Raw genomic sequence first — 6798 nt, forward strand, 5'->3', positions numbered from 1 at the left:
ATCTTTTGGCGGTAGCTTTGGTTAGAATATAAAGAGGATCAGTTCTCCTAATAAACTTCTTGAAAGTTTATTAGGGGTGACCTATTACCAATTGAGTGCCTCTTGCAGTCAGTTTGATTATGTCTTAATACACCGATGTGTCAATGAACGAGGCAGTTCAGCAACTCCGTAAGGTACAAAAAAAGCAACAATAGCCCACCTTGAGTAAGGTGCTCCTATTTTGGTTTTATCTATTTGAATCACATCATGCCATGCGGGATTAAAAAGACATTGCTCACCAAATACGCGCTTGTAATTACTAGAAATAAAAAATACGGCTTTATCTTCTTGATGCTGAATAAGCTGTAATGAGGATTGGTTTTTACCGATTCGCAAACCTGGTTTGTCTTCTGCAATTGCTAATGAGACTGCGGCGGCATCATAATGTGGCTTTGCTAAATATTGACCGCAAACTTGCCAGTCATATTTAAGAAAACGCAGGAGAGTTTCTGATTTACCGTCTGGAAAAATGGTCTCTATACATCCAGGAAATTGATCTTCCAGTTGACGCAATAATAATTTTACAGTTACTTCAGCCTCCAGCCAAATATCATAAGCTACATTTAAAAAATTTGACACTATCGGATGCTCATCAATAAAGTTTTTGTAGCGTCTAAAAATGTCAGGATGAAAATGAAAAAACTCTTTATCATCTCTATAATCATCGTCAGAAGCAATACGCTTTTTATAACCAACATCACCGCGCCTATGTCCTTCACGTAGTTGGAAATCAATGTTATTTTTCACCCCATCGGGAAGCGTTAGAAATTCAAAAAAACGTATTATTGCCTCCTCGATGCATTGGCGAGGAATAGTAAACGGTGTTTGATAATAAGCATGCTCTAATAATGATTGAAATAAATTCATATTAATTTTCAACCCAAAGAATCCGAATATTTATTAAAAAATGATTTTTGGTTCTGTTCTCAATTGGCATTACATCCAGAAGCCTCCTTTTCGTCATTTTATCATTTATTTTATTTAGTGGTTACAACTTCACTGTATATAATACACCTCGCAGTGCATCTTCCTGTTATCAGGAACATATCAATATGGAAAGGATATTAAATGGTTCTTCTCATTTGTTAGCTACTTTTTTGCTTGATCCTAAAGAGTGTTTTTATTTTTATAAACTTAAAGAGCAATACCAGTCTCTGCATAGTACATTTGCTCCTGACAAGGCGAATTATTTATAAATAACTTTCTTTCCAAACTCAATGTCTCGTACGATGTATAATAGTGGCGTACTCAAATACGGTAATCTCTCGAATCTTTAATATTTTCTACTTGACTTAAGACGTTCTGATACAGGGCATCTGAATTGTATTAACCAAAGATCTATCTGAATTTACCTATTTCTTCCATTTTTGAAATAGAGATTTTTATCAATCGCCAAAAAGGTTCATGGCTTAGCGTACCTTTTTTCGCATCTTTGGGATTTGCACAGGATGCAAGCAACCAGATTACCCTAGCTGCTTCTTTCGAAAATTTCATTATTCTATGCAAATGTTCAGGCAACCTGATTATCGCTTTTAAAAATTGTCCATAATATCAATCAAATGATTTGCTAACTCTTTTGAATTAGAAAGAAAAGGTGAATGACTTGTGTTCATTATATAAATTTTTTCAAACTTTGTTTTTCTTTCTATTTTTCTTTGGGTAGCAATAGAAATAATTTTATCTTCTGTTGTTTCTATATAAAATTTAGGGATAGCATTAAAAAGCTCTATGGGGTAGTTTAGGATCTCTTCGCTGATATTTGCAGGCTCAGGAACCATATTATGTAAAGCTCGTTCATATTGCTCTGGAGTTACATCGGCCATAAATGTTTCTTTAATGGGGCCATTATAATTAATATGGAATATTGCGTTTTCCTCATCAAAGAAAGTATCTGCATTAAAATTCTCTGCATCACTCTCATTGAGATCATCAAATGCTTTTTCTCCATTTAATGGCATTACTGCGGTTAAATAAACTAAAGCTTTCACTTTGCTGCCGCACTTGTCAAGAGCTTTGGTAATTAAGGCTCCCCCCTGACTATGTCCAACCAAAACGACTTTCCCTCGTTGCAAATTAGCAACTTTACAAAGTTTCTCTGTAGCCATAGATAAAGTGACATCCTTCGCAATAATTCCATCTCCAGCTCTTCCGGGTACATCAATAGTGACCACGTTATAATTTAGATTTTGTAGGTGACTTTGAACCTCTTGCCAACCTGCACTAGTAAATAAAGCGCCATGAACTAACAACAGAGTAGACTTATTTGTTGATGCCATTGCATATGATGTTAAAAATAACGACAAAAAAATAGAACATAATCTCTTCACATAATTCATAAATATCCTTAAAAATTAATTAATTGCGTGTTATCTATCTGAAGCCAAGTTACTATAGCGGATGTTTTTTTAAAATAAAATATACGGTTCACCTATAATAGAAGATCTGTTTACTTTTCGACATTTTTGCAGTTTCGTTTAATTTTTAGAGATGAATAATCAATTTGGAGAAGTACTTATAAAGGTGAATTTCAATTAGGGGGTAAAGAGTGCATTCATTCGAATGTCTCTTCCTTTCTCTCTTAAAAAGCACTAAAGTGTCCAAATAAAAAGCTTATTCACTCGCCTTGCTGACGTAAACCTTTTGCTCGTTTTGCAATCAAGGTACTAATACGTTTAGGTATTTTTGCTCGTGGATGTTTATCCATTATTTTTTCCATGTGAGAGACTACTTCAGCGATAGATTTTTTTTTACTTATTGCTGCATATATTTCTTCTATATCTATTTCTTTCATAGAAGAACTACCAGGTCTATATGAAAAATTCTCATTAGGGCTAATAATAACCGCTCCTGCACAATCTTGACCAAAGCGTTCCAAAAACTCGAAAGAACCATGAATATTATGGTCATACTCCAAAGCGTCTCGTACATCACCTTCGGGAAGAAGGTTTTCAAAAAAGGATAGAGTAATTCTATTGCTAAAAGATTTCTGTCAGAGGGGCATAGCTAGGCTTAGAGGAAAGCTATTTTTATCAACTTGCCATTGTTCATCATAAGAAAAAGAAGAAACTAAATTTTCATCACGCGAAAAAACACCGACTCTTTTATTTTCATAGAACACATAAAGTGCTTTCATTGTTCCATCTCGAGTATAATTTTAAAACCCAGAATTTTAGACATTTTTAAAATTGTTGATAGTTGAGCATCAGATTGTGCGAGTTCAATACGACTAATGCCATTATGAGAAAGATTGCAAAAAGCCGCTAAGGATTTTTGAGTTATATTCAATTCCCGACGTCGATTTTTGAGTACCTCTGCTAATTCTTCCAGGCTCTCGATATTATACTTATCCATTTTAGATTACTCAATTCTCATTATAATGAGAATTATAGCTAATTCAGTCTGTTTTTCAAATATTTCTTATTATAATGAGAATTATCTTAAAAAAGATTCGGAAATCGAAAAAATACACTTTAAATGAGAATATCTACACGATATAGATTAGCTCAATTATCAATCTCTTTTTGAACCTTGAAAATTAAGTGAATATTACTATCACTAAAAAGCTTTAAATAGGACACCGGTTAAAATGATAAATTGCTAGCCTAAACCTAAGATGTTTTATTGTGAAGATATACAATATAACTCATGTATATCCATGGGCTATTGGAAGATCATATAAAATATGCTTACCTTTATGACGCTGGATATATTTAGCATAATCGAAATCAATTTGAGCTAATGCCTTTTCTGCTCCAACAATATGAATTGGTTCACTATGTTTATAGCCTTTTCCTTCAAATTGACCACGGTTTGAAAAAAAATTATTTTCTGGCGAAATCATCAAAAATGATGCGGAATAATCCTCATTATTTTCAGAAAAAAGTAGATGCGGATAACGTTGGCGATGAAAATCAATAAATCTATTAAATTCTTCTATACTAATAGCAGAATCTTTATCAAAAAAATCGAGCACTTGAATGGCGGACCATTCATCCGGTTGAATGCTATCAATCAGCGAAGAAAAATCTTCATCTTTATTCAAAACATTAACGATGGTATTTATTTTAATAATAATATTGCTATTAATTTCTCGAGCACGTTTTACACTAGCTAAAATCGATTGAGTGCTATAAGTTTTTCCCGATTTTGTCATTCGCCCAATTTTTTGTAAGGTTTCTAAATTAGGGCTATCTAAACTAATACCTAATTTTACTAAATAAGGAGCAAGTTTCAGAAGATTGTTCGTGTTAAGCAAACTACCATTTGTAACTAAAGACGGCTTGAATCCTAACTGATGCGCTTCCTTAATGATTTCATCAATTTTATGAATCAGCATTGGTTCGCCACCACTAAAATTAATCCTCACTTTATTCCAAGACATTAGTTCTCTCATAGGATTATTGTTATCAGTACGATAAAAGAAACGTTGTAATTCTTTGAGTACGGCAAGTCTTGCTGTTATATCTTGTTCACGCTTTAATTTTTCTGGAATTTCCCATTTTGAAAAGCAATAGCGACAATTATAATTGCACACTTCATTTAAATGATAATTAACCAAAATTTCACTGAATTCATATCTTTCCATGTATGTTCCTTACAAAATATTCCATTAATTGGATATTTAAAAATAAAATCCATAAAGTGAATATATTCTTTTATTAAAGCGAAGTAAATTTTATTTTTATAAATAATTAAATAATATTTAACATTAAATGAAATTTATTCTGTTCTTTAAATTAAACTCATTATGATTGGCTTAAAAATTTTTTCCATATACTATTACTTTTCAATTTAAGGAATATAAATCGCATGAAGAAAAACGAGAAACTTTTAGATTTTAGTCGAATAGGAGAAAACATCTCTTCCTTAATGGCGCATTGTGATATTGATGCCACTGAGTTAGCAAGAGAAACTGGGTTGCCTACCAGTACAATTAGCCGATTACGCTCTAATGTGGCAGAGTTTAGTCCTAATATTTCCTCTCTTCTTCCAATTGCACGCTACTTTCAAATTACTGTAAGCCAATTAATTGGTGAAGACGCGCTTCCACAAAACATTTGTGGAACATTTAAGCCTAGTATTGTTAAGAAACAATTTATTCCACTAATAGAACCCCAATATATTTATGAATATTTTCTATCGGATGGATTAATTGAAGCCTCTTTTATTGAAACGGATTTATTAGTTAGTAGTAAGGCTTTTGCATGTTATGTTCAAGGTTGTGCCATGGAACCAAACTTCCCTGATAAAAGTTTATTGATTGTTGAACCAGAAATGGTCGCTGAAAATTTGGACTATGTTCTAGCTATTTCGTCTGAAAAAAAACTACTATTTCGCCAGCTTTTAACAGATGGAGAAGAAAAATATCTCAAAGCACTTAATCCTTTGTTTAATGATTTTATAAATATTAAAAAATATCTCTATACGATAATAGGAACGATTGTTCAATCACGAAACAATTTTAGAATTTAGAAGAGAGTCTAAAAAAAACTCCAGAAATTTAGTGGGTGTGGTTCACCTTTGAGGCTTAAAACTGCCTGTCCCAGCATAGTGCGGCCACGGTTGAGACACGTTTGGGTGACAGAAAAATTTTGAGCATAATGGTTTTTGTGGTTTAAAATTACTTTGACTATTATTTAAATATTTTAAGTAATTCATCCTTAAAGGCTTTAAAAAATCAATTTATTTTGCGTACGTTAACTTTACGTCCTTTTAATTTTCCACTTTGTAAATATTGGTACGCTCTATCTACTTGGCTGTGGTGGATTGCAACATAGGAGTATATGGCAGTGATGTTAATTTTACCAATTGTGTTGCATGCTAATCCTGCATCTTTGGTTAATGCCCCAAGGATGTCGCCGGGGCGAATTTTATCTTTTTTACCGGAAGCAATGCAAAGTGTAACCATTTCTGGCACTAACGGGGTAATGTGGTGATTTTCTAGTTCACCAATGTTCCCCCAATGAATGGGCTGCTGGAGATTGTCTTCAATGATGCAAATTCGTTGTACATCTGAAGGCGTTGTAATATTTAAGGCAATGCCTTTACTTCCTGCTCGTCCAGTTCGACCAATACGATGAATATGGACGTCGTGATCAAAAGCGAGATCAAAATTAATCACTGCAGGAAGTTCCTTTATATCAAGTCCTCGTGCTGCAACATCAGTGGCGACAAGAATAGAGCAACTTTGGTTGGCAAAACGCAAGACAGCAAGATCACGATCGGCTTGCTCCATATCTCCATTTAAAGCGATGGCACTGAAGCCTTCGTGGAGAAGTTGGGCTGTTACTTCCATTGTTTGTTGTTTGGTATTACAGAAGATTAACGTTGATATGGGTCGATAATGCAACAGTAATGATTTTAATAAGGGATATTTCTGAGCTTGTTTTGAGACTTCATAAAAATATTGTTCGACATCAATGTCTTCAGGAGGAGTTTCTACATGAACTTCTTTGGGGTTTTTCATAAATTGCTTTGAAAGCTGTTTGATTTCTTCGGGATAGGTCGCAGAAAAAAGTAGAGTTTGTCTTTGTTTAGGACAAATCGAAATAATGTTTTTAATGTCATCAAAAAAACCCATATCCAGCATTCTGTCTGCCTCATCTAAAACTAAAGTTTTTACCTGAGATAAGTCTAAAGAGGCGTTTTTTAAATGCTTAAGAACTCTCCCTGGTGTTCCTACAATGATATGCGCTCCATGCCGTAATGAATCAAGTTGAGGCTTCATTGGTATACCACCAGATAAATTAATAATTTTGA

The 6798-nt window shown here is 33.6% G+C and carries 7 protein-coding genes and 1 pseudogene; 2 read left to right on the top strand and 6 right to left on the bottom strand.

The features are described 5' to 3' along the window. Positions 1–117: 117 nt before the first annotated feature. Positions 118–906 (bottom strand): hypothetical protein, encoded by a 789-nt coding sequence (locus Lsan_RS10735; RefSeq protein ID WP_058514397.1) that lies wholly within the window; start codon positions 904–906, stop codon positions 118–120. Between the two features lie 185 nt (positions 907–1091). Here Lsan_RS10735 and Lsan_RS22090 point away from each other — a divergent pair, with 185 nt between their 5' ends. Further along, positions 1092–1235, top strand: a complete 144-nt coding sequence (locus Lsan_RS22090; RefSeq protein WP_157068302.1) for a hypothetical protein — start codon at positions 1092–1094, stop codon at positions 1233–1235. A 336-nt stretch (positions 1236–1571) separates the two neighbouring features. Here the strand turns inward: Lsan_RS22090 and Lsan_RS10740 are convergent, their stop codons facing one another. The 4 genes and pseudogenes from Lsan_RS10740 to Lsan_RS10755 all read right to left on the bottom strand — a co-directional run bounded on the left by Lsan_RS10740 (position 1572) and on the right by Lsan_RS10755 (position 4624). Next, the gene (locus Lsan_RS10740; protein ID WP_058514398.1) at positions 1572–2375 is read right to left on the bottom strand and encodes an alpha/beta fold hydrolase; all 804 of its coding nucleotides are present in this window, start codon (positions 2373–2375) and stop codon (positions 1572–1574) included. Positions 2376–2653: 278 nt separating this feature from the next. Beyond that, positions 2654–3172: pseudogene (locus tag Lsan_RS10745) on the bottom strand (HipA N-terminal domain-containing protein). Further along, the gene (locus Lsan_RS10750) at positions 3169–3390 is read right to left on the bottom strand and encodes a helix-turn-helix domain-containing protein (protein ID WP_058514400.1); all 222 of its coding nucleotides are present in this window, start codon (positions 3388–3390) and stop codon (positions 3169–3171) included. The pseudogene Lsan_RS10745 and the gene Lsan_RS10750 overlap by 4 nt, the downstream one beginning before the upstream one ends. Before the next feature lie 292 nt (positions 3391–3682). Next, the gene (locus tag Lsan_RS10755) at positions 3683–4624 is read right to left on the bottom strand and encodes a viperin family antiviral radical SAM protein (RefSeq protein ID WP_058514401.1); all 942 of its coding nucleotides are present in this window, start codon (positions 4622–4624) and stop codon (positions 3683–3685) included. 224 nt (positions 4625–4848) lie between these two features. Here Lsan_RS10755 and Lsan_RS10760 point away from each other — a divergent pair, with 224 nt between their 5' ends. After that, positions 4849–5511, top strand: coding sequence for a helix-turn-helix domain-containing protein (locus Lsan_RS10760; RefSeq protein ID WP_058514402.1), 663 nt, complete (start codon positions 4849–4851; stop codon positions 5509–5511). Between the two features lie 205 nt (positions 5512–5716). Here Lsan_RS10760 and dbpA read toward each other — a convergent pair. Next, the coding region (dbpA, locus tag Lsan_RS10765; RefSeq protein ID WP_058514405.1) for an ATP-dependent RNA helicase DbpA at positions 5717–6798 on the bottom strand (1082 nt) is incomplete at its 5' end.

The organism is Legionella santicrucis, from assembly GCF_001468135.1.
Lineage (GTDB): Bacteria > Pseudomonadota > Gammaproteobacteria > Legionellales > Legionellaceae > Legionella > Legionella santicrucis.

What these genes read in the sequence shown, in the direction of transcription:
- Lsan_RS10735 (WP_058514397.1), bottom strand. Translation starts at nt 906, where the DNA reads ATGAATTTATTTCAATCATTATTAGAGCATGCTTATTATCAAACACCG.
- Lsan_RS22090 (WP_157068302.1), top strand. Translation starts at nt 1,092, where the DNA reads ATGGAAAGGATATTAAATGGTTCTTCTCATTTGTTAGCTACTTTTTTG.
- Lsan_RS10740 (WP_058514398.1), bottom strand. Translation starts at nt 2,375, where the DNA reads ATGAATTATGTGAAGAGATTATGTTCTATTTTTTTGTCGTTATTTTTA.
- Lsan_RS10750 (WP_058514400.1), bottom strand. Translation starts at nt 3,390, where the DNA reads ATGGATAAGTATAATATCGAGAGCCTGGAAGAATTAGCAGAGGTACTC.
- Lsan_RS10755 (WP_058514401.1), bottom strand. Translation starts at nt 4,624, where the DNA reads ATGGAAAGATATGAATTCAGTGAAATTTTGGTTAATTATCATTTAAAT.
- Lsan_RS10760 (WP_058514402.1), top strand. Translation starts at nt 4,849, where the DNA reads ATGAAGAAAAACGAGAAACTTTTAGATTTTAGTCGAATAGGAGAAAAC.